This window comes from Frankia sp. CgMI4 (genome assembly GCF_001756285.1).
In the GTDB taxonomy this organism is placed as follows: domain Bacteria; phylum Actinomycetota; class Actinomycetes; order Frankiales; family Frankiaceae; genus Frankia; species Frankia casuarinae.
On the sequence record NZ_MAQZ01000052.1, the window covers coordinates 23647 to 45716 of the forward strand.

The 22070-nt window shown below is 71.6% G+C and carries 15 protein-coding genes; 3 read left to right on the forward strand and 12 right to left on the reverse strand.

Annotated features, from left to right (window positions below):
• The first annotated feature begins 77 nt into the window (after window positions 1-77).
• On the forward strand, window positions 78-1253 hold the full coding sequence (locus Manayef4_RS07175; RefSeq protein ID WP_035941345.1) for an exonuclease SbcCD subunit D: 1176 nt from the start codon (window positions 78-80) through the stop codon (window positions 1251-1253).
• A complete protein-coding gene (locus Manayef4_RS07180; RefSeq protein ID WP_043590744.1) occupies window positions 1253-4411 on the forward strand; it encodes an AAA family ATPase in 3159 nt (1052 codons plus the stop codon). The genes Manayef4_RS07175 and Manayef4_RS07180 overlap by 1 nt, the downstream gene beginning before the upstream one ends.
• 181 nt (window positions 4412-4592) lie before the next feature.
• Here the strand turns inward: Manayef4_RS07180 and Manayef4_RS07185 are convergent, their stop codons facing one another.
• The 5 genes from Manayef4_RS07185 to rplU form a co-directional block, all read right to left on the reverse strand.
• Window positions 4593-4937 carry a hypothetical protein gene (locus tag Manayef4_RS07185; RefSeq protein ID WP_235608845.1) on the reverse strand — a complete coding sequence of 115 codons (345 nt, stop codon included), beginning with the start codon at window positions 4935-4937 and terminating at the stop codon, window positions 4593-4595.
• A gap of 368 nt (window positions 4938-5305) precedes the next feature.
• Window positions 5306-6421 (reverse strand): glutamate 5-kinase, encoded by a 1116-nt coding sequence (gene proB / locus Manayef4_RS07190; RefSeq protein ID WP_083282323.1) that lies wholly within the window; start codon window positions 6419-6421, stop codon window positions 5306-5308.
• 4 nt (window positions 6422-6425) lie between these two features.
• Window positions 6426-8015, reverse strand: a complete 1590-nt coding sequence (obgE, locus tag Manayef4_RS07195) for a GTPase ObgE (RefSeq protein ID WP_070131064.1) — start codon at window positions 8013-8015, stop codon at window positions 6426-6428.
• A 173-nt stretch (window positions 8016-8188) separates the two neighbouring features.
• Window positions 8189-8455 (reverse strand): 50S ribosomal protein L27, encoded by a 267-nt coding sequence (rpmA, locus tag Manayef4_RS07200; RefSeq protein ID WP_011435665.1) that lies wholly within the window; start codon window positions 8453-8455, stop codon window positions 8189-8191.
• Between the two features lie 5 nt (window positions 8456-8460).
• On the reverse strand, window positions 8461-8778 hold the full coding sequence (gene rplU, locus Manayef4_RS07205) for a 50S ribosomal protein L21 (protein ID WP_011435664.1): 318 nt from the start codon (window positions 8776-8778) through the stop codon (window positions 8461-8463).
• Window positions 8779-9244: 466 nt separating this feature from the next.
• Here rplU and Manayef4_RS07210 point away from each other — a divergent pair, with 466 nt between their 5' ends.
• Window positions 9245-9889, forward strand: a complete 645-nt coding sequence (locus Manayef4_RS07210; protein ID WP_011435663.1) for a hypothetical protein — start codon at window positions 9245-9247, stop codon at window positions 9887-9889.
• Between the two features lie 133 nt (window positions 9890-10022).
• Here Manayef4_RS07210 and Manayef4_RS07215 read toward each other — a convergent pair whose 3' ends face one another.
• The 7 genes from Manayef4_RS07215 to mreC all read right to left on the reverse strand — a co-directional run bounded on the left by Manayef4_RS07215 (window position 10023) and on the right by mreC (window position 22029).
• Entirely contained in the window at window positions 10023-13637 is a 3615-nt protein-coding gene (locus Manayef4_RS07215) for an Rne/Rng family ribonuclease (protein ID WP_083282325.1), read from the reverse strand.
• A 441-nt stretch (window positions 13638-14078) separates the two neighbouring features.
• Window positions 14079-14828, reverse strand: a complete 750-nt coding sequence (locus Manayef4_RS07220) for a TIGR03936 family radical SAM-associated protein (protein ID WP_070131066.1) — start codon at window positions 14826-14828, stop codon at window positions 14079-14081.
• Window positions 14812-16851, reverse strand: coding sequence for a TIGR03960 family B12-binding radical SAM protein (locus Manayef4_RS07225; protein ID WP_011435660.1), 2040 nt, complete (start codon window positions 16849-16851; stop codon window positions 14812-14814). The genes Manayef4_RS07220 and Manayef4_RS07225 overlap by 17 nt, the downstream gene beginning before the upstream one ends.
• A gap of 108 nt (window positions 16852-16959) precedes the next feature.
• On the reverse strand, window positions 16960-18195 hold the full coding sequence (gene rodA / locus Manayef4_RS07230; protein WP_011435659.1) for a rod shape-determining protein RodA: 1236 nt from the start codon (window positions 18193-18195) through the stop codon (window positions 16960-16962).
• 116 nt (window positions 18196-18311) lie between these two features.
• Window positions 18312-20501: a penicillin-binding protein 2 gene (gene mrdA / locus Manayef4_RS07235; RefSeq protein ID WP_011435658.1), complete on the reverse strand. Its 2190-nt coding sequence runs from the start codon at window positions 20499-20501 to the stop codon at window positions 18312-18314.
• Window positions 20498-21040 (reverse strand): rod shape-determining protein MreD, encoded by a 543-nt coding sequence (gene mreD / locus Manayef4_RS07240; RefSeq protein WP_011435657.1) that lies wholly within the window; start codon window positions 21038-21040, stop codon window positions 20498-20500. Before mreD ends, mrdA begins: the two co-directional genes overlap by 4 nt.
• Before the next feature lie 5 nt (window positions 21041-21045).
• Entirely contained in the window at window positions 21046-22029 is a 984-nt protein-coding gene (gene mreC, locus Manayef4_RS07245; RefSeq protein ID WP_070131067.1) for a rod shape-determining protein MreC, read from the reverse strand.
• Window positions 22030-22070 lie beyond the last annotated feature (41 nt).

Below are 22070 nucleotides of genomic sequence, written 5' to 3' on the forward strand. Positions count from 1 at the left end.
TAACCGGAACAGCCAGAAAGGCGCGCAGTTCGGACCCCCATGACGATCATCTCGACGGGATTGCCTACCGTGCTCGCATGCGTGCGCTGCACACGTCCGACTGGCATCTCGGGCGTGGCCTGTACGGTCACGACCTGATGCCGGCCCAGGCGGCCTTCGTCGATCATCTCGTCGACGTCGTCCGTTCCGAGGGCGTTGACGTCGTGCTCATCGCCGGCGACGTGCACGATCGGGCGATCCCGCCGGTGGGCGCGCTGGAGCTCTTCGACGAGGCGCTCTCCCGACTGCGCGATGCCGGCGCCCGGGTCGTGGTGATCAGTGGCAACCACGACGCGGCCCGCCGGCTCGGCGACAAGGCCGGCCTGCTCGACCCCCGCGTCCGCATCCGGACGGATCCGGCCGCGGTCGGGGATCCGGTCGTCGTCGAGGATCCCGCCGGGGCGGTCCGGGTGTACGCGATCCCCTACCTGGAGCCGTCGGCGGCGAACTCCCAGCTTCCCGAACCGGCGCAGGCGCCATCTGGCTCGGACGTCCCGGCCGCCGGGATCCCCGCCGCGACGATGCACCGGGCGATGCACGCGGTGCGGGCCGACCTCGCACGGTATCCGGATGCCCGGTCCGTCGTGGTGGCGCACGCCTGGGTCACCGGCGGGGCGGCGAGCGAGAGCGAACGCGACATCAGCGTCGGCGGGGTGGGCAATGTGCCGGCCCGGTTGTTCGAGGGGATCACCTATACCGCGCTCGGCCATCTGCACCGGCCACAGGCGATCGCCCCGTCCGTCCGCTACAGCGGATCGCCACTGGCCTACTCCTTCTCGGAGTCCGGCGACGCGAAAGCGTCGCTGCTCGTCGAGATCGGTCCGACCGGGCTGGGGAACGTGACCCGCATCGGCGTTCCCGCCCGGCGGCGGATGACMCTGCTGCGCGGCAGTCTTGCCGACCTCCTCACCGACCCCGCCCATGCCCCGCACGAGGCCGACTTCGTCTCCGCCGTGCTGACCGACCCCGTCCGCCCCATGGACGCCATGGCCCGGTTGCAGCACCGGTTCCCCTTCGCCCTACGACTCGCGCACGAACCGGAGACGGAACCAGACGAGATACTCAGCTTCGGCCGGCGGACCCGGGGACGCTCGGAGCTGGAGATCGCCGAGGCCTTCGTCGCCCATGTACGCAGCGCTCCCTCGGCTCGGGAACGTGCTCTGCTCGCCGAAGCCCTCGGCGCCGCCCGCCGGGCCGAGGAGGAAGTCGCCTGATGCGTCCCCACCACCTGACCCTGGCGGCGTTCGGCGCCTTCCCCGGCACCGTCGAGATCGATTTCGACGTCCTCGGCAGCGGCGGCCTGCTCCTGCTCTGCGGGGAGACCGGGGGCGGCAAGACGACGCTGCTCGACGCGGTCGGGTTCGCGCTGTTCGGCCGGGTGCCGGGGATGCGCGGGGAGGTCTCCGGGCCGCCGGACCTGCGCTCGCACCACGCCGCGGCATCCCTACGGCCGGAGGTGACGCTGGAGTTCACTGTGGCGGCGGGACGTTTCCGGATCACCCGCGGCCCCGCCTGGGACAAGCCGAAACGCGGCGGCGGGACGACCCGCGCCCATCCGACGGCGCGGCTGGAACGGTTCGACGGCGCCGGCGGCTGGGAGACGGTCGCCACCCGCATGGAGGACGTCGGCCATGAGATCGACCTGCTCGTCGGCATGAGCGACAAGCAGTTCTTCCAGGTCATCATGCTCCCGCAGGGACGCTTCGCCGACTTCCTCCAAGCCGACCACGGTGCGCGCGAGAAGCTCCTGAAGCGGCTGTTCCACGTCAACCGCTTCGAATACGCCGAGCAGTGGCTGCTGGACCAGGCAAAGATCGCCGCCGAACGGCTGGCGCTGGCCCGCGCCGAGCTCGACCGGGTGACCGCCCGGGTCTCGCAGGTGGCGGCCGTCGACGAGCCGGAGGATCCGACGGCTGACGCCGGCTGGGCCTCGGACCTCGCCAGGACCGCCGCGGCGGCGGCCATCTCGGCCGACGAGGCGGCCGGCGCGGCGGCAGCGCGGCGCACCGCGGCCGAGGAGGCCTTGGACCAGGCACGCGACCTCGCCCGACGCGTCGGGCAGCGCCGGGTACTGGCCGCCCGGCAGGAGGAGCTCGCGGCACAGGCGCCCCGGATCGAGCTGCTCGCCACCGAGCTGGACGCGGCCCGCCGGGCCGCCGTCGTCGCACCCGCCCTGGGCGAGGTCCACCGCCGCGCCGCCGAGGTCCACCGGGCCGAGGCCGCCGAACGCGACGCCCGGGACCGGCTCGGACGCCATCCATCCGGGCTCCTTCCCGGGGAACCCGCCCCCTCGGGACCGCTGCCCGAGGAGGGCACCGGGAGGCCTGCCGAGGCACCTGCCGAAGCACCTGCCGAGGAACTCGCCCGCCTGGCCCGCCTCGCCCACACCGAGACCGGGCGACTGGGAACGTTGGCCGACACCCTCGCCGCCGCCGAGCGGGACGCCGAGGAGGCCGCCGGGGCCGACCAGGATACGGCCGCCTACACCCGGTCCGCCGCCGAACTCGCCGAGGCGATCAGCGTCACGCTGCCCCGCGCCCGCGTCGCGGCCGAGGCCCGGGTGGAGGTCGCCCGGCGGGCCGGCGCCGCTCTGCCCGGCCTGGTCGAACGGGCCCGGTGGGCCAAGGAGCTGGCCTCCGCCGTCCGGGAGGGGCGGCAGGTGCGGACCGTGGCCGACGAGGCCGAACGAGACGCATCCGCGGCCCGGACCCACGCATCCGACCTCCGGCAGCAGCGATTCGACGCCATCACCGCCGAACTCGCCGCCGCGCTTGTCCATGACACGCCCTGTCCGGTCTGCGGGGCCCTGGAGCATCCCGACCCGGCCGAGACCCGGGCCGACCATGTGAGCAAGGACGCCGAGACCGCGGCCGGGCAGGAGGCGGACCGGCTCGCCGACGCCGCGACGAGGGCGAGCCGGGCGGTGGCCCACTGGGAGTCCCGGGTCCGGGCGCTGCACGCCGACCTGGTCGGCCCAACGGACCCGGACCACAGCGCGAACCCGGACCACAGCGCGAACCCGGACCACAGCGCGAACCCGGACGACCGCGTCGAGGCGGCCTTCGCCGARATCCGCGCGCTTCCGGTCGCGACGCTGCTGGGCGGCTCCGGGGCGCCGGTCGCGGATCGGCTCGATGAACTCGCCGCCGTGCTGACCCACGCGGTCCGCGCCCGGACCCGGACGGCGAAGAAGCTCGCCGCGGCGGAGGCCGCGTTGCGCGAGGTCCACGAGAACGAGAAGGAGACCGCGGCCCGCCATTCCGCCGCACGGACCGCGGCGCAGGCGGCCCGGGAACGCGCGGCGGACGCCCGGGACCGCGCCGCCCGACGGCTCGCCGGCGTTCCGGCGGAGCTATGCGACCCCGACGCCCTGGCCGCGCGCCGCCGTGCCGTCACCGCCCTCGCCGCCGATCACGAGGCCGCGCAGGCCGCGGCCCTGGCTGCCGAGCAGGCCCGGGCCGAACACATCCGCGCCGGGACGGCCGCCCTCGACCAGGCGCGGCAGGCGGGGTTCTCCGACCTGGACGACGCCGCCGAGGCCGTGCGGGACTCCGACTGGATGCGCCGCGCCGCGGACGAGGCCCGGGCCCATCGGGACGAGCTCGTCGCCGTCGGGGCCAGGCTGGCGGGCGAGGATCTCGCCGTCGATCCGGACACCGAGGTCCCGCTGGCCGACCACGAGACGGCCGTGACCGACGCCCGCGAGGTCCACGAGAGCGCGCTCGCCACGGCCGCACGCGCCCGGGAACGGGCCGAACGGCTGGCCTCGCTGGTCACGGAGTTCACCGAGAAGCTCACTACCCTGGATCCGCTGCGGGAGGCGGCGGACGAGCTGCGGGGCCTCGCCGATCTGGCCGCCGGGCGGGGTGCCAACACCGAGCGCATGCCGCTGTCCAGCTTCGTGCTGGCGGCTCGGTTGGAAGAGGTGGCCGCCGCCGCCAGCCATCGGCTCGCGGCGATGAGCAGCGGTCGGTTCACCCTGGTGCACGACGCGGGGGAAAGCCGCGACAAGCGTCGGCGCGCCGGCCTCGGGCTGCTGGTCGACGACGCCTGGACCGGCCGGCGGCGCGACACCGCCACCCTGTCCGGCGGGGAGACCTTCCAGGCGGCGCTGTCACTGGCCCTCGGGCTCGCCGACGTCGTGACGGCCGAGGCGGGAGGCCGGCGGATGGACGCGCTGTTCATCGACGAGGGTTTCGGCACGCTCGACCCGGACAGCCTCGACGAGGTGATGACCGTTCTCGACGAACTGCGTTCCGGCGGCCGGCTCGTCGGCGTCGTCAGCCATGTCACCGAGCTGCGCCAGCGCATCCCGAACCAAATCCGGGTCGTCAAAGGGGTCGGCGGCAGCCGGGTCGAGACCACGTCCTGACCCGGACGCACCACTGACCCGGGCACACCACTACTCGGCTGGCCTAGCCGGGAAAACCGCCCCCAGGCCAGGACCCGGGATCGGAAATGGCCGCCACCGGATTCCGGTGGCGGCCATTTCGGCATTGCCGAGCGGACCAGGGATCAGATCATTTCATCGAGTCTTCAACGGAGATGTCCGGTTACGAGAACAAGTTTATGGTGACCGACTTTCCACTGAACGGTCTCTGGAGGGGGAAGGTACGGCTGTAGTTGTCAGAGCTGTCGGAACACTGGACGCTGAAGGTGGCGCTCGTGCCGGCCACCGGAACCTGCTGGAGGCTCAGGCTGTAGAAGCCGCCGGCGCCGACGCCGGACGAGTCGAACTCGCCGGCCGTCGTGCGGACCGCCACGCCCGCCGCGGCGCTGGCCGGGCACCTGGCGACGCCGCCGATCAAGACATTCGAACTGTTCAAATCCGCGCTCGCGGGAAGGGCCGATGCCAGCGTCAGCGCGCCGGCGGCTCCGGCCGAGGCGAGGAGACCCACGGTCCTACGCATTCTCATGACGAAATAACCTCTCTCAACAGATTCGACCTCTTGCCCGCCGAGGGAAGGTTACCCGACTCCGGAAGCGCTATTCGCCGCCGTCGCTATTTTTTGCGCCRAGACCCCTTCAGTTTTATCGGCGGCTTTCCGGGTAGCCGGGGTGAAATGCCGGGAAAGAACTGTTGACGGGCTCTCTCGAATTCCGGGCCACGAGGCGCGATAGACGCCGGTTTCCACTGGAATATCGTCGTCAAAGCCATCCCCAATCCGATATGTCTAATTATATGGATAGCTATCTGGACGGTCTTGTCCCGGGCCGGCGCGCCTGGCTGTCACCTCAGCCCGGGTCGGGTGAGTAGCCGGCCGGGTCAGCGGGCCGGCAGCAGCAGCACGAGGTCGTCGCGGTGGACGATCTCACGTTCGTACGACGGTCCGAGTTCCATGGYGAGGTCGGCCGTCGAACGCCCGAGCATCACGGGCAGCTCCGCCGCGTCGAAGGCGACGAGCCCCCGCGCCACGGACCGCCCGTCGGGGTCGACCAGGTCCACCGGGTCCCCGGCGGCGAAGTCCCCCTCCACGCCGGTTATCCCGGCGGGCAGCAGCGACGCCCGCCGCCGTACCACCGCGGCCACCGCCCCGGAGTCCAAGTGCAGCCGGCCCTCGGGTGCGGTCGCGTGCGCCAGCCAGAGCAGGCGGGAGGCCCGACGCGACCCGGTGGGGTGGAAGACGGTGCCGACCTCCTCCCCCCGCAGCACCGGTGCGGCGTTCGCGGCCGAGGTGATGATCGCCGTGACGCCGCCGGAAGCCGCCATCCGGGCCGCCTCGATCTTGGTAGCCATCCCGCCGACCCCGACACCGGCGGTGCCCGTGCCCCGGGCGGTCAGCCCGTCCAGGTCGGTATCCGAACGCACCTCGCGCACCATGGTCGCCGGGCCCAGCCTGGGGTTGGCGTCGTACAGGCCGTCCACGTCGGACAGAAGCACCAGCAGATCCGCCRACACGAGATGGGCGACAATCGCGGCGAGCCGGTCGTTGTCGCCGACCCGGATCTCCTGGGTGGCCACCGCGTCGTTCTCGTTGATGATCGGGATGACGTCGAGCTCAAGCAGCCGGTCGAGCGCGGTCCGGGCGTTACGGTAGTGGGTGCGGCGGATCACATCGGTCGCCGTCAGCAGCACCTGGCCGACCTGGTGACCGGCCCGTCCGAACGCCGCCGCGTAGCTGTGTACGAGCGAGCTCTGGCCGACGCTCGCCGCCGCCTGCTGGGTGGCGAGGTCACGCGGCCGCCGGGCCAGGCCGAGCGGGGCGAGACCCGCGGCGATGGCCCCGGAGGACACCAGCACCAGTTGTTGTCCGGCCCGGGGCAGCACCGCGGCCACCAGCGCCTCAAGCCGGTCGACGTCCAGACCGCCGGCGGCCGTCGTCAGCGAGGACGAACCGACCTTGACGACGACCCGGCGCGCGTCGGTCACGAACGGACGCACGCCTTCATCCTTCTTCTTCTCCTCGACCCGCCGGTTCTCCTCGTACCGCCGGGTCGACGACGGCGGCGGCGCGGCGAGCCATCCGTTCGGCCCGGGTCAACCGCACCGAGGCCCGCAACCGGTCGTCGGTCCCGCGCGGTCCGAGGGACACCGAGGAACCCGTGTCCCCACCTCGGCCGGGTGACGGTGYCGCACCGGAGGCCGCGGTGCCGGCCGGCCCGCGGCCACCCGGACCGGTCTCGGCGAGCCCGTCGCCACCCGGATGATCATCAACACCCAGCCCACCGTTCCCCAGCCCGCCGCCGCTCAGCGTCGGCTCCCAGTCGAACGTGACCTCGCCGATGGTCACCTCCGCTCCCGCGGTGGCGCCGAGGCGAGCGAGCTCCTTCTCCACGCCGAGGCGGGCGAGCCGGTCGGCGAGAAAGCCGATCGCCTCGTCGTTGGTGAAGTCGGTCTGCCGCACCCAGCGCTCGGGCTTCGACCCGGTGATCAGGAAACCRTCGCCGAGGGGGCGCACCGTGAAGTCGGGCTCGTTCACCGCGCGGGGACGCAGCACGATGCGGGTCGCCGCCCGGGCCGGCGCGGCCGCCCGGTGCTGGGCGACGAGGTCGGCCAAGGCCAGGGACAGCGCGTGCACGCCACGTCGGGTCGCGGTACTCACCGCGAAGACCGCGAGGTCACGGGCTCGCAGCTCGGGAGCGACGAGCTCCGCGAGCTCCGCGGCGTCCGGAACGTCGATCTTGTTGAGGACGACCAGCCGGGGACGGTCGGACAGATCGGCGGAGTAGGCGGCGAGCTCGGCCTCGATGACGTCGAGGTCGGTCATCGGATCACGACCCGGTTCCAGGGTGGCGCAGTCCAGCACATGCACGATCACCGAGCAGCGTTCGATGTGCCGGAGGAACTCCAAGCCCAGCCCGYGTCCCTCGCTGGCGCCCGGAATCAGGCCGGGGACGTCCGCGACCGTGTAAGGAGGACGATCACCCGCCTGCGCCACGCCGAGATTGGGCACCAGCGTCGTGAAGGGATAGTCGGCGATCTTCGGCTTGGYCGCGCTGAGCACCGACACCAGGGAGGACTTGCCGGCGCTGGGAAAACCGACGAGCGCGACGTCGGCCACGGTCTTGAGTTCCAGCACGGCGTCGAGCTGCTCGCCGGGCTCGCCGAGTTCGGCGAACCCGGGGGCCTTGYGGCGGGCCGACGCGAGCGCCGCGTTGCCCCGCCCCCCACGGCCGCCGCGGGCCAGTACGAACGCGCTGCCCGGTCCGACCAGGTCGATGATCTGCTCGCCGTCCTCTGTCAGCACGACGGTTCCGTCCGGCACCGGGAGGACGAGGTCCGCACCGTCCGCTCCGTGCCGGTTCGACCCCTGGCCGGGGCGTCCCCGAGAGGCGCGCTGATGCGGATGGAAGTGGAAGTCGAGCAGGGTGGTCACGCTCGGGTCCACCACGAGGCGGACGTCACCACCCCGGCCGCCGTCACCGCCGTCCGGCCCGCCCAGCGGCTTGAACTTCTCCCGGTGGATGGAGGCACAGCCGTGACCGCCGTCCCCGGCCGTCGCGTGCAGCACCACCCGGTCGACGAACGTCGGCATCACCGCCTCCTCTCTACATCCCTCCCCGCGAGAGAGGCGCCAAAGCCGCGCAACCACGCCCGGAAGGGCGGTGGTACGCGCGGCTGCTGGCTCACCAGTGATCGCCGATGATCGCCATCTGACGGCAACCAAGGCCACGCCGTCGAACCGACGGCGTGGCCTTGACGATCAGATTAAGCGGGTACCGCCGCCTCGGCCACCACGTTCACGACCCGACGGCCCCGCCGATGGCCGAACCGCACGTGCCCGGGCGAGAGCGCGAACAGCGTGTCGTCCTTGCCGCGCCCGACCAGATCACCCGGGTGGAAATGGGTCCCGCGCTGACGGACGATGATCTCGCCGGCCTTCACGTACTGGCCGCCGAAGCGCTTCACGCCCAGCCGCTGCGCGTTCGAATCCCGCCCGTTGCGCGAGGAACTCGCGCCCTTCTTGTGCGCCATCCCGCTCAGGCCTTCCCGGTCTCGATGCCAGTCACCTTGAGACGCGTCAGCTTCTGGCGGTGACCCTGGCGCTTGTGGTAGCCGGTCTTGTTCTTGAACTTGTGGATCCGGATCTTCGGACCCTTGACGACGCCGACGACCTCGGCGGTGACCGCGACGGACGCGAGAGCGTCGGCGTCGTGGGTGACCGACTCGCCATCGACGAGCAGGAGCGCCGGAAGGTTCACGGCCGCGCCCGGCTCTCCGGAAAGGAGCTCGACGTCGACGACATCGCCKACGGCGACCCTGTGCTGCTTGCCGCCGCTGGCAACGACCGCGTACACCAGATCTCCCTGCTGTTGTTATGCCGCTGTGACCRCACGGAACCCGAAACGGCGTTCCCCGCGGAGCTTTGGGTGCGCATGGGCCGCGATCGACCGGAACGCGGACGATCAGCGGTCATCCAGCGAGCATTGCCCGCTAGCGAGCATCGCCCCATCCGGATGAGCATGCGGACTCCACCTTACAGGTCATCGGGAGCGGAGCGAAGGAGCGCCCGCCGCATACCGCGCATTCCGTCCCGCGCATCCCCCGCACGGCGGTCGCGTGTCCCGCACCCGACGGGCCCRCCGGGCGGATCTCATCGCGGGTCCTCGCCCCGCTCGTCCGGGTCATATCCAGGGATGACCCGGACGGGCCATGGTGTAGGCCACTGAGGAGAGAGAAGCATGGATCGTCCACATGGCGGAGTTCCACGATGGATCGTGAGGCTTCGGCGCCGGGAATGAGATCGCGTCGGGGGTGACGAGGATGTACTGGCAGCTGGTGATCTGGGCCGCGGGAGCCGGTACCGCCGTCGCTCTGGCTGTCGTCTGCCGCCCGGCGGCCACCGCCGCCCGTCGTTACGGCTCGGTTCCCGGCACGGTCCCCGCCGCGACGGGCGCGCTGACCGTGCTGGTCGTCGTCGGTCTCACCCTCACGGCCTTCGCCGGCCTACCGCCCTGGGCAGGCGCCTGTTGGACGCTGGGCACCGCGGCCACGGCCGGATGGATCGCGCTGCGCCGGCGGGGTCCATCCGCGTGGGGATTGCCCGATTCCGGGATGAAGGGCCGGCCGTCCGGTGGTCTCGAGGCGGGAGAGGCGGGAGAGGCGGGAGACCCGGGAGAGGCGGCCGATCCCGCCTACGCGGCCGATGAGCCGGTCCTACGCGGTCGGATGATCCCGAACCTCGCCGATCAGGACGATCTGGTGCAGTCGCTGACCATCGCCTCCTATGCCCTGCAGATGGGCGATCCAGGACGGGCCCGTCAGGCGATCGAGGTAGCCTTGTCCCGTTCCCGGGCCACCCTCGACCTGCTACTGCGGGAGAATGCCGGCCGCGGGCTCGTGCGCCCGGGCCCGGCCGCCGGGCCGAGTCGGGCCGGGCCGAGTCGGGCCGGGCCGACCGCCGCCTGAACGGCCGGTCCGGCTCTCCGCCAAGCCTCGATCAGCTGGGGGCGCCCACGACGAGCATCCCACGCCGGACGCCGCGGKGTCCTTCCGCTCCAGAGACAAGCTGACGGACCAGCGGCACCGGATCTCTGGCGGGTCAGGCGCTCGGGGGTTCCGCCGAGGGCACGGACTCCAGCGACTCGGCCGGCTTGGACACCGGCCGGGAGGCCCGCCGTCGTCGGCCCCGGGCCGGTTTGCCCACAGTGGACAAGGCGTTGTCCGCGGTCGCGAGGCTGTCGGGATCATCGGAGTTGGCGTACACCGGCGGCAGGGCCTCCTCGAGGCCGCCCGCGCCGGAGCCACCGCCAGCGGGCACATGCCCGTTCGACCCGGCTGGGGAACCGRCTGCCCCGAGTCCCGGGGCGGCGGCAGCTGCGGCCCCGCCCGCCGGCCCCGCCGCACTGTCGGCCGCATGCGCGGGCTCGGGCGCGGGCACCGTATCCGCGGCGGTAACGCCCGCGGTGGCTATCGCACCCTCGCCGGCCGTCACGGCGACGTTCTCCGCGGCGTCGGGCGTCGATGATGCGGCGGATCCGATGGGTTCGCCAGGTCCGCCGGACGCCTCGGATTCGGATGCGGACGTAGGCTCGGCCGACGCGGCGGCGATGATCGCGGGGCCGTCGACGGCACTCGTGGACACGGCACTCGTGGACACGGCACTCGCGGACACGGCACTCGCGGACACGGCACTCGCGGACGAGGAGCGGACCCGACGACCGGACCCGGACCCCTCCGCCGGCGCGGGCACCGCCACCGGAGTCGGCTGACCGGCACCGGACACAATGGTCCCGCTCGGCACGCCGGCTGCGGCGTGTGCACCGCTGCCGCCGTCGAGGTGGATGACCACCCCGCGGCCGTTGCAGTGCACGCACGGCTCGCTGTACGCCTCCAGCAGGCCCYGCCCCACCCGCTTGCGGGTCATCTGGACCAGCCCGAGGCTGGTCACCTCGGCGACCTGGTGCCGGGTACGGTCCCGGCCAAGGCACTCGGTGAGCCGGCGCAGGACCAGTTCTCGGTTGCTCTCCAGAACCATGTCGATGAAGTCGATGACAATGATGCCACCGATATCCCGCAGCCGCAGCTGACGGACGATCTCCTCGGCGGCTTCCAGGTTGTTCTTGGTGACCGTCTCCTCGAGGTTGCCGCCCTTGCCGGTGAACTTGCCCGTGTTGACGTCGATGACCGTCATCGCCTCGGTCCGGTCGATGACGAGCGATCCACCCGAGGGCAGCCAGACCTTGCGGTCGAGGGCCTTGGCGAGCTGCTCGTCTACCCGGTACTCGGCGAAGACGTCACCGGTTCCGGTGTAGCGGCGGATCCGCGACCGCAGGTCGGGAGCCACTGTGTCGATGTACTCCTCGATCGTGATGGCCTCACCCGAGCCCTGGACGACCAGCTCGGTGAAGTCCTCGTTGAAGATGTCCCGGATCACCCGGACGACCAGGTCCGGCTCGCCGTAGAGCAGCGAGGGCGCCGACGCCTTCTTCGCCTTGCGCTCGATGTCCTCCCATTGGGCGGCGAGCCGCTCGATGTCGCGTTCCAGCTCGGCCTCGCTGGCACCCTCGGCTGCGGTGCGCACGATGACCCCACCGTCCTCGGGCGTGATTTTCTTCAGGATGCTCTTGAGCCGAGCTCGTTCGGTGTCCGGCAACTTGCGGCTGATCCCGGCGTTCTGTCCGTCCGGGACGAACACCAGGTACCGCCCCGGCAGACTGATCTGGCTGGTGAGCCGCGCGCCCTTGTGCCCGATCGGATCCTTGGACACCTGGACCAGGACCGACTGACCGGACTTGAGCACCTGCTCGATCTTGCGAGGCCGACCGTCCAGCCCGGATGCGTCGTAGTTGACCTCGCCGGCGTAGAGGACGGCATTGCGTCCCTTACCGATGTCRACGAAGGCCGCCTCCATGCTGGCCAGCACGTTCTGTACTCGGCCGAGGTAGACGTTGCCCGCATAGGACGACGAGCTCGCCCGGGTCACGAAGTGCTCGACGAGTACCCCGTCCTCCAGCACGGCGATCTGGGTGCGCTCCCCCGCGTGGCGGACGACCATCCGGCGTTCGACCGACTCCCGCCGGGCCAGGAACTCCGCCTCGGTGACGATCGGTGGCCGACGCCGACCACTGTCGCGGCCCTCCCGGCGCCGCTGACGCTTGGCCTCCAGACGGGTGGACCCGCTCAGCCCCCGGACCAGGTCCTCGTCCTTGCGGGTCTCCCGGACGTGGACGACCGTGTTCGGCGGGTCGTCGGCGAGCGCCGGCTCGTCGCCGCCGGCGCGRCGGCGCCGCCGCCGCCGACGGCGGGCCCCTCCCAGCCGGTCGTCCTCGTCCTCACCGTCACGCTCGGCACTTTCCTCCGCCGCGCCGGGGGTCGTCTCGGCGCCCTCATCCGACGCGACGGCGGGCACCGACCCGGTTCCCTGCCCGGCCACGGACGAGCCGTCCACACCGTCCGTGTCCTGTGCCACACCCTCGCGACCCGTGTCGTCCGCGGCCGCGGCGCCGTCCTCCGGGCCGGACTCCACGCCGTCCTCGTCGCCCCGGGCCCGACCACGACCACGGCGACCACGGCGCCGACGGCGGGTGGAGGCCGAGCCGCCCCCATCCGGGTCGTCGTCGAATTCGCTGTCCTCCTCGCCGCCCGTGAGGTCGCCCATCGTGTCGGGATCGGTCGTGTCGGGATCGGTGGCCACGTCCGCCTCGTCCCGGGGGTGAGCCGGTGCCTCGGCATGCCGCCGCTCGGCGGACGGGAACGCCGTGCCCGCCACGGCATCCACCGCGGTGGCGGCGGATCCGAGTTCGGCGGCACGCCGCCAGCGAGCCTCCACGACCGCCGGTTCGGGAGCCTGGAAGGTCACCATGGCGGCCGGTCGCCGGAGCACGGGACGGATCATCGTCTCGACGACCGGCTCGTTATGGATCCCGGCCCAGGTCGGAGCGGTCGCCCGCCTGGCCCTTGTCGCCGCGCTCCGGGTGCTGCCGGCCTCGGGCTCGGCAGAGCTCGGCTCGGCAGAGCTCGGCTCGGCAGATCTCGACTCAGCGGTCGACTCCCGGGCCGCCGGCTCGGCGACGCCGGGCTCGTCGGTCCCGGGCTGCGCGGACTCCGGTTCCGTGGGCCCAGGCGTGTCCGTAGGCCCGGATGTGTCCGTAGGCCCGGGCGTGTCGGGAGCCGACGCCACGGCGGCGGTCGAACCCGCGGGTACACCGACGGACCCGGTCGCACCGACATCCGGCATCGCCGGACCGAGGATGGTCGCATCGCCAGGCCCGGCGGCGACCGGCCCGGCCGCCGCGGTGCCGGACCCGGCCGGGTCCGGCACCGCGGCAGCGGGCGTCATCAGTCCGGAGATGGCACGACGGGCCCTGGTCCGTTTCGGCTTCGCAGCGACGTCCGGCGATACGACGTCCCGCGGCGCGTCCTCGGTGGGAGGGGCGTCCTCGGCGGGAGGGGCGTCCTCGGCGGGAGGGGCGTCCTCGGCGGGAGGGGCAACCGGCACCTCGGTCACCTCACGCACCGCGCGGCGGCTGCGTGCCGCCCGGGTGCGCCGCGCCGGCACCGGTTCGGTGGCCTCCACCGTGTCGTCCCGGGCCGTGTCGTCCCGGGCCGGGACGACAGTGACGGATTCGACGGTGGCGGGTTTATCGACCGGACCTGGTTCGCCGACCGGGGTGGTCGAGGGAGCGTCGGCTTCGGTGGTATCCGCCGGTTCCATCCTGGCCCTGGCGGAGCCGCGGGTCATCCGGGCGCGGGTGGTCGAACCGGCGTCCCGGCGACGGCGCCGGCCCTCGGCCGGCGCCGAGGGTGCGTCGCCGGAGGTCTCGTCTCGAAGGGGCCCGCCCGGGACCTGTGCGACGGCCGGGTCGTCCGGAACCGGATTCCCGGCTGGCGCCACATCGGTCACGTTCGGCCCGGCGGTGGCATGGTCGTCGGCGGGTGGGCCTGCCGCTCGTCCCGCGGCCCTGCGCCTACGCGCCGCCGGTCGGGTGGGCTCGGATTCAGTCTGGATGGTCAGATCGTCGTCGGGCACGGGTTAAGAAGCCTCTCGGGCTCCCGGGCGCGCTGCTCATGCAGTCGCGACCGCGCAGAAGCCACTGTCTCGGTCCGGCGCGGGTACCGCCGGGGAATCCTGCGACGCCCTGCAACACGCTGAGGTTCAACCCACCAGCCGGCCAGCGCCGTTGCGGTCCTGCGCCAGCGGGTCCGCMACAGTGCCGTCCTCACACAGTCGGCCCTGTTCGAGCCGGGTGGACTCGGGCGGCGCCGACGAGCGCAGGCCGGCTACCACGCCTAGGGCGGTCAGCACGTCGTCTGGTCGTACAGCGGGCGTCGTGTGCCGCACGACCATCTCCAGTATCGCACACGTGTCGTTCTCTGCGCGGCAAACGGCGGAGACCACTGCCGCGCGCACATCGAACCGTCGCCTGCCGTCCTTCGTCGCCCGCTCAACTTCGACCACGTCGCGGCGCAACAGCTCCCGCACGGCGGCGGAGACCTCCGGACCGGAGGCACCCGGCAACCGTACCGACCACCGCGAGGCGTCGATCCGCTCGGCGAGGCTGCCGCCTTCCGCCCGGTGGCACGCGAGCACGTCCAGCCCCGGCGGAAGAACRGCGTCCAGGCCGACCCGCAGCGCCTCCGGATCGACCGAGGCTGCCAGGGCCAGCTCGACGTATTCGGCCTCACTGGCTGCCCCGGTCGGCGCGGCACCCAGCCACGAGATCCGCGGATGCGGACTGAATCCCGCCGAATAGGCCATCGGGACCCCGGCGCGGCGCAATGCGCGCTCGAACGTTCGCGCCACGTCCCGATGTGAGAGGAATCTCAGCCGGCCCCGCTTCGCGAAACGAAGTCRCACCCGTTCGACCACCGGCGGAGGCGGCGGCCCCTCAGGTCGCCGCGCCACTGCCCACCGGAGCCGGGGCGAGCCGCGGCGTGGTCGCGGGATCGGGTTGAATGGCCGGCTGCGGTCGCTCGGCCTGCCCGGACCCGGGGCCCTGGAGGTTCGACACCGCAAGCACGGGGAGCAGCCGACGTCCGGTCGGGCCGATCTGGGTGTCGGTGCCCATCGTTGGACAGACCCCGCAGTCGTAGCAGGGTGTCCAGCGACAGTCATCGAGCTCATTCCCGCTCAGCGCATCCTGCCAATCAGCCCACAGCCAGTCCCGGTCGAGGCCCGCGTCGAGGTGATCCCAGGCCAGCACCTCGCGTTCGTCACGCTCGCGGGTGGTGAACCAGTCCAGCGACACCCCCAGCGGTTCGAGCTCCGCCGCGCACGCGGACTCCCAGCGTTCGAACGAGAAGTACTCGTTCCAGCCGTCGAAGCGGCCGCCGTCTCGCCAGACCCGTTCGATCACYGCAGCCACCCGGCGGTCACCGCGGGCCAGCAGGCCCTCGATGATGCCAGGCCGACCGTCGTGGTAACGGAAACCGATCGCCCGACCCACCTCACGATCGGCGCGCACGGCATCACGGAGCAGCTTCAGCCGGGCGTCGGTCACCTCGTGCGGCGCCTGCCCCACCCACTGAAACGGGGTGTGCGGCTTGGGCACGAACCCGCCGATCGACACGGTGCAGCGGATGTCGCGCTGCCCGCTGACCCGCCGACCGGCCCGGATGACCTCCCTGGCGAGGTCGGCGATCTCCAGCACGTCTTCGTCGGTCTCGGTCGGCAGGCCGCACATGAAATAGAGCTTCACCTGCCGCCAGCCGTGAGCGTAAGCGGTGCTAACGGTGCGGACCAGGTCCTCGGCACTGACCATCTTGTTGATGACCCGACGCAGCCGCTCGGAGCCGCCCTCGGGGGCGAAGGTCAGCCCGCTACGCCGGCCGTTACGGGAGAATTCGTTCGCGAGCGTGACGTTGAAGGCGTCCACCCGAGTGGACGGCAGACTCAACGAGACGTTGGCGCCCTCGTACCGGTCGGCGAGACCGGTGGCGATCTCGCCGATCTCGGTGTGGTCCGCGCTCGACAACGACAGCAGGCCGACCTCGGAGAAGCCCGTCGCGCGCAGCCCCGCGTCGACCATCGCACCGATGGTGGCGATGTTGCGCTCACGCACCGGACGGGTGATCATCCCGGCCTGGCAGAACCGGCAGCCCCGGGTGCAGCCGCGGAAGATCTCCACGCTCATCCGCTCGTGCACCGTCTCGGCGAGCGGGACCAGCGGAGCCTTCGGATACGGCCAGGAGTCGAGATCGGACAGCGTGTGCTTGCTCGGCCGGGCCGGCACGTCGTCCCGGTTGCGGGTGACCGACCGGATACGGCCGTCGGGCCGGTAGGAGACGTCGTAGAACGCCGGCACGTACACCAGGCGCCGGCAGGCCAGCCGGTGCAACAGCTCGCCCCGGCCACCGGGACTCCCGGCCGCCTTCCAGGCGCGAACCACGTCGGTGATGCCCAGCACGGCCTGCTCGCCGTCGCCGAGCACGACGGCGTCGACGAACGTGGCGATCGGCTCGGGATTGAAGGCGGCATGCCCCCCCGCGACGACCAGCGGATCGGCGTCGGTGCGCTCGGCCGCGTGCAACGAGATCCCGGCAAGATCGAGTGCCGTCAGCAGGTTGGTATACCCGAGTTCGGTGGCGAAGCTGACGCCCAACAGGTCGAAATCGCCCACCGCGCGGTGGGCGTCCACCGTGAACTGCGGCAGCCCGTGCTCGCGCAGCAACGCTTCCAGGTCCGGCCACACCGAGTAGGTGCGCTCGGCGAGCACATCCGGCTGCTCGTTGAGGATCTCGTACAGAATCTGTAGTCCCTGGTTGGGCAGGCCGATCTCGTAGGCGTCCGGATACATCAGGCACCAGCGGACGGCCGCGGAGTCCCAGGGTTTGACCGTGGAGTTGCCTTCGCCTCCGACGTACTGCACGGGCCTTCGCACCCGCGGGAGCAGCGGCTCCAGGCGAGCGAACAGCGACTGTCCGGACATGCATGCGAGCCTACGGCACGCGCCAGGTCCACCTCGACGCTCGGCCGACCCGGGAAGCGCGGCCGACCCGRGAAGCGCCGCCGACCCGGGAAGCGCCGCCGAGCGAGCTCAGGAGGCATACGGGTCCGATCGGGATCGCAGCCGCACGTTCTGCAGGAGTCCGACAGCAATCATGTTTGCGAACATCGACGAACCGCCGTAGGAGAGAAAAGGCAACGGCAGGCCGGTGACCGGCATGATGCCCAGGCACATGCCGATGTTGACGAACGCCTGGAAGGTGAACCAGGAGACGACCCCGGTGGCGACGAGCGCGCCGAAGGAGTCCTGCGAGCCGAAGCCGATCGACAGGGCCCGCCACAGAACCACGCCGAGCAACACGATGATTCCGCCACCCCCGAGATATCCCAACTCCTCCCCCGCGACACTGAACACGAAGTCCGTCTGCTGTTCCGGGACGAACTGGCCCTGGGTCTGCTGGCCGTGCAGCAGGCCCCGTCCGGAGATTCCGCCGTTGGCGATCGCGATCATCGCCTGGTCGACGTTGTAGCCCGTGCCGGACGATGCCTTGTTCTCGGAGACGAACGAGGTCAGCCGGGCCTCCTGGTACGGCTTCAGAAGATGGAACTGGAGGATCGCGCCGCCGAACAGCACACCGCAGAGGATCAGCCCCAGCACCCATCGGCGCGGCGCGCCGCTGACCGCCAGCATGCCGAGGGTGGTGAAGACCAGAACCATGACGGTACCGAAGTCCGGCTGCAACATGATCAAGCCGATCGGGACCACGGCGAGCCCGAGCACGAGCAGCACGTCACCGTGGCCAGGGGCGCCGCGCCGGACTCCCGTGTGCCGGTCCTCGTGTTTCTCACCGAGGATCATCGCCGCGCCGACCACGAGCGCCATCTTGGCGAACTCGGACGGCTGCAGCTGGAAGCCGGCAGGCAGCACAATCCACGAGTGTGCGCCGTTGATCGTCGAACCGAACAGGAGTACCGCGACGAGCCCGACGAGCGAGCCGAGATAGACGAAGGGCGCGTAGGCCCGCACCGCCCGGTAGTCGATGACGGTCGCAACCGCGCCGAGCACCAGCCCGATGGCCAGGTTCAGCAGGTGCCGATCGAGGAAGGTGTTGGGATCACTGCCCGCCTCGCTSAGCCGCTGGCGGGTCGCCGACCAGACCAGCAGAGCACCGAGAACGGACAACGCGATGACGCAGAGCTGCAGCGGCCAGTCGAGCCGGCGCAGCGGCGAGTGGGGCCCGGAAGCCCTCTCCCGCAGGTGCCCGATCCGCCCCCGGATGGGCACCGGAGACGATCGAAGTGCGGTGGGTCCCGCTTCGTCTACCACTGCGCCTCCCGCCACCACCGTCACGCCGACACGACATTCACGTCCTGGGCTCCCACCCCATCCCCCGAGACCCCGCCCCCATCCCGAGGCGCCGTCCTCACGGCACGAGGTGGCCGTCAGGGCGGCGCCCGGCCCGTCGCCGTCACGCCCGCGCCGCTGGTGCCGGGCAGGGGGGCGGCCGGGCCCGGCGCCGATCCGGCCGGCGAGGCCAGCGTCGCGGGGGCGGGCTGCGGTGACGCCGCCGCGATCGTCCCGTCCCGGTTGAGCTTCGGCAGCCCGGCCGGCGGTTTCCCACCCGGCATCGCCGCCGGCCGGCCGACACCGTAGATTGCCTGGTAGATCTGTTTGGCCACCGGAGCCGCGAACTCCGCGCCGGTCCCGGAGTCCGGGATGGTGACCACGACGGCGAACTGGGGGTCGTTCGCCGGCGCGAAGGAGGCAAACCAGGAGGTGTCCCCTTTACCCTCAACCTCGGCGGTTCCGGTCTTCGCCGCGATCGGGACGACGTCGCTCGGCCAGTCCGCGAAGACGCCGGTGGCGGTGCCCCCGCCCTCCGTCGTCACCCCGCGCAGGCTGTCCCGGATGTAGGCGAGGTTCTCCGGTGAGACCGGCAGCGTCCCGGCCCGGCGCGGCGCGAAGGTCCTGACGACCTTGCCGTCCGGAGACACGGTGGCCTTGGCGAGGGTGGGCTTGTACAGGGTGCCGCCGTTGGCGATGGCCGCGTAGGCGACGGCGAGCTGCAGCGGGCTCAGCGACAGGTACTGGCCTTGGCCGATCGCGAACTGGGTGGCGGCACCGGCGTTGTACAGGTAGCCGTCAACGCACGCCTCGGCGGCGTACTTGCGGTACCGCTCGGCCTTGGCCGGGTCGGGTTCCTCCGGGTAGCCGTTCTTGGCCCGCCGGCAGTAGGAGTCCTTGAGCTCCGCCCAGATCGCCTTGGCGCCGGCGCGGTCGACGACGGAGCCCCGCGTCTCGCCGGGCAGATCCAGCCCRGTGGTCCGGCCGAAGCCCATCGCCTGGGCCATCTTGACGAAGTATTCTTTCGGGGGGGAGTAGGGCCCACGGCCGTTACGCAGCCCGCCGTCCGCGAGCCAGGCGTCGTAGGCGAACTTGTCGAAGATGACGTCACAGGAAATGACCAGCGCCTGGTGCAGGGTGATCGGACCGGCCGACTCGCCGTCGAAATTGTGGAAGACCTGGTCACCGATCTGCAGGCTGGGCGCGCAGTCGTAGCGGTCGTTCCCCTTGGCGCCCAGGTTCTGCATCGCGACGGCGGTGGAGATGGCCTTGAAGGTGGAGCCGGCCGGCCCCGACCCCTGGTAGGCCCGCGAGAGCAGCGGGATGCCGTTCGCGGGATCGGACAGCGCCCGGTAATCGCTCTCCGAGACCCCACCGCTAAAGACCGACGGGTCGTAGGACGGCAGGCTCGCCATCGCGATCACCCCGCCGGTGCGCACGTCCAGCACAACCGCGGAGGCGGTGCGCGGGCCGCCCCCGAGCTTCTTGATCGTTTCCGTCAGCGCCTGCTCGACCGCCTGCTGCACGTCGAGGTCGAGGTTGAGCACCAGGTGGTCACCGCTGAGCGGCGCGATGGTCGACGCGGTACCGGCCACCCGGCCGAACCGGTCCACCTCCAGGCGTTCCACCCCGTCGGTGCCGCGCAGCTCGTCGTCATAGGTGCTCTCCAGACCGGCGACGCCGATCAGGCTGTTGAGGTGGTAGCCCTTCTCATCCCCCTGCTTGTCGAGCTGGTCCTGACTGACCGGCGCGAGATAGCCCAGCTCGTGCGCGGCCAGCGCGCCATGCGGGTACTCGCGGACGGCCTGCAGGTCGGCGGAGACACCGGGGAAGCGGTCGGGATGTTCGATGACGGCGAGGGCCTGCCGCGGACTGACGTCCTTGGCGACCGGTACCGGCTGGTAGGGCGATCCGTTCCAGCAGGGCGGCTTCACCTGGGCGCTACAGAACCGGATTCGCCGGGCGAGCTCGTCCGCGGGGGTGCCGATCACCGCGGCGAGGCGGGCGAGGACGGCCCTGCCCTGGTCGGCCTGCCGATCCGTGGTCGACCGGTTCACCGAGATGACCAGCGACGTACGGTTTCGGACGAGGGCCTGCCCCTTGTCGTCAAGGATCATCCCCCGGGTCGCGGGCGTCACCACCTCGCGGACCCGGTTGGTCTCGGCAACCCGGCGGTAACGGTCACCGTCCAGGATCTGGAGCACCCACAGCCGCGCGCCGAGTGTGATGAGCAGGGAGACGACCAGCACGCGCAGCAGCAGGACGCGGACCCGCATCCGGTCGTTCACCGCGGCTCCCGCCGTCGACCGCCGGCCAGCCGCCGGGAGCCCGCGAGCAGCAACGGGAACAGGAACGGGGTGAGCAGGAGGGCGTAGACGCCGGCTACCAACGCCCGCAGCACAGCCTGACCTCCCGTCAACGCCGCCTCACCGAGGATCGAGGTGGTGGCGGCGTATCCGAGAGTGCCCAGCACACTCGCCCCACCGATCGCCGCCAGGGGAACCACCACCGACCGCTCCGCCGCATCCATCGCCAGTCCGACAGCGTAACCGATCAGACACAAAACGAGAGCAGTCTGACCGAGGACATGACTGGAGGACAGATCGGCCAGCAATCCCGCCACGAAGCCGGCGACCGCGCCGAGCAATGGCCCCTCGATCAGCGCGATCGCTGCCAACAGAACGAGCATGAGGTCAAGCCGGCCACCGGGCAGACCCAGCCGGGCGATCACGGAGACCTGGAGGATCAGGGCGACGGTCAGGAGCACGACCGCGGCCACGACGGCGCGCCCGCGCAGGGTCTCCTCAGGGCCGGCGATGCCCCACATCACGCTCAACCCGCTCCGCCCCCGACGCCGGATGCCGCCCCGRCCAATGATCCCCCCACCGGCGACCCAGCGGTGGGTGACAGCGGGGCCGGCGGAACGGACGCGGTCGGCGGAACGGACGCGGCCGGCTCGGTCGGCACCGGCCTGGGCGTCAGCACCCGGTCGCCGGGGTCGGCCGGTGGCTTGCCGACCACCACCCCGACCAGGTCCAGGGTGCCGACCGACGCGTACGGTTTGACCTCGGCGGTCCGCGACAGACCATCGACGTCAGTGACCTTGGTGACCATACCGATCGGGACGCCGGCGACGTAGTCGAGACTGCCGAAGGTGACCAGCCGATCACCTTTCTGCACCCGATATGAGGCGTCGTACAGCGTGAAGGTCAACGTGCCCGGTCCCTGCCCACCGGCCACGGCACCGAGCAGCTGGGTGCGTTCGAGCCGTGCTCCGATGTGACTACCCGGGTCGCAGGCCAGCCGGACGATTGCGGTGTGCTCGGTCACGCCGGACACCGTGCCGACCAGCCCGTCGGCATTGAGCACGGTCTTGTCGACCACGATGCCGTCGGCCCTGCCGGCGTTGATGGTGACGGTCCAGTCCGTCCCCGTCACGTCACCGACCGCAATCACCTTCGCCGGCACGATGGTGTACTGGCCCTTGTCCGCCAACAACCGGAGGTCGGCGAGTTCGGTCGACATCCGGCCGATCTCGGTGTCGTCGGCGATCTGGCGGCGCAGGCGGGYGTTCTCCTCCGCGAGTCGATCCGCCCGGTCGTGATAGCGGTTCGGATGCGTCAGGGAGGAGGCGGTCCGGCCAATCGGGCGGGTGACCGTCGTGACGCCGTTCTCGACCCCCCCGAAGATCGAGTGCAGAACCCCACGTGCTCCGGTGGCCGATCTCCCGGTCCGGTAGTCCAAGGTGATCAGAGTGAAGGCGATGATGAGCAGGGCGACGATCACCAGGCGAGATCGCCTCGTGCCACGGCCCACAACACCCTCCGAACACACTCTTACGCGATCCGGTGCCGCGT

Bases quoted from the DNA above. Each gene is read 5' to 3' on its own strand.
- rpmA (WP_011435665.1), bottom strand. From the start codon at position 8,455: ATGGCGCACAAGAAGGGCGCGAGTTCCTCGCGCAACGGGCGGGATTCG.
- Manayef4_RS07210 (WP_011435663.1), top strand. From the start codon at position 9,245: ATGTACTGGCAGCTGGTGATCTGGGCCGCGGGAGCCGGTACCGCCGTC.
- mreD (WP_011435657.1), bottom strand. From the start codon at position 21,040: ATGTGGGGCATCGCCGGCCCTGAGGAGACCCTGCGCGGGCGCGCCGTC.